The organism is Streptomyces sp. NPDC059668 (assembly GCF_042734135.1).
Taxonomy (GTDB): Bacteria; Actinomycetota; Actinomycetes; order Streptomycetales; family Streptomycetaceae; genus Streptomyces.
The window spans coordinates 1-1,078 of sequence record NZ_JBHWEL010000164.1; the positions used below are offsets into that span (position 1 = coordinate 1).

Here is a 1,078-nt window from a genome sequence, read left to right on the forward strand (position 1 = left end):
CACAACCCTCCCCCGCTACCGGGGGGTCTGGTGGTGTGAGTTATTGTTCAAGACCCCCCCCCCGGCGGCGGGGGGGCGCGGGCGGCCCCCCCCGGGACGGGGCTACCGGTCCAGCCGGCCGGCCAGGGCCCTCAGCAGGTCGACGACCCCCGCGGGGCCGTCGACCACCAGGTCGGCGCGTTCGGCGAGTTCCGCGACCTCCGAGCTGCCGCTGCACACCAGCAGGCCCGGGACGCCGTCCGAGCGGAGTTTGTCGACGGCGGCGAAGGCGGGCAGGTCGCCGAGGTCGTCGCCCGCGTAGAGGACGGCTTCGGCGCCGACCTCGCGGACGTACTCCAGGAGGGCGACGCCCTTGTCCATGCCCGGCGGCCGCAGCTCCAGGACCATCCGGCCCGGTTCGACGATCAGGCCGTGCCGGGTGGCGAGGTCGGCGAGGGGTTCGCGCAGGGACTCGAAGGCGGCCTGCGGGTCCGCGGCGCGGCGCGTGTGCACGGCGACCGCGCGGCCCTTCTCCTCGATCCAGGTGCCGTGCCAGGCGCCGGCCCGGTCGAGGACTCCCGGCAGCTCGGCGCGGACCGCGGCCACGCCGGGGTGGGGAGCGGGGGCGCTGACGGTGCCGGTGCGGGCGTCCCAGCGTTCGGCGCCGTAGTGGCCGAGGACGACCAGGTGGTCGAGGCCCGGGACACCCGCGAAGCCGCCGTGGCGGACCGCGACGCCGGCGGGGCGGCCGGTGACGACGGCGACGGAGGCGACCTTCGGGGCGAGGGCCGCGAGGGCGGGGACCGCGGCGGGGTGGGCGCGGGCCTGTTCGGGGTCGGGGACGATGGGGGCGAGGGTGCCGTCGAAGTCGAGTGCGATCACGGTTCGGGCGGGGTGCGTGAGGATGGCTTGCAGCCCGTCCCGTCCCGCGGTGGTCGCCGGTGTCGGGACGGTGTCCGTGGTCTCGGGGGGTTCCGGTGATTCCGCATGACTGCCCATACGCCGACCCTATCGGCGCCGCCCCCGAACGCACCCGCCGTTCTCTCGCCCCCGCCGCCCCGACCCGTCCCGTCCCCGGGGCGGGGGGGGGGGGGCGGGC

The 1,078-nt window shown here is 77.5% G+C and carries 1 protein-coding gene; it reads right to left on the bottom strand.

Annotation, left to right across the window (positions count from 1 at the left end; genetic code table 11):
• Positions 1-102: 102 nt before the first annotated feature.
• On the bottom strand, positions 103-978 hold the full coding sequence (gene otsB / locus ACFV2J_RS42605; RefSeq protein ID WP_385443880.1) for a trehalose-phosphatase: 876 nt from the start codon (positions 976-978) through the stop codon (positions 103-105).
• Between the last annotated feature and the right edge of the window lie 100 nt (positions 979-1,078).

Coding starts and splice junctions, on each gene's coding strand:
- otsB (WP_385443880.1), bottom strand. CDS start 978: ATGGGCAGTCATGCGGAATCACCGGAACCCCCCGAGACCACGGACACC.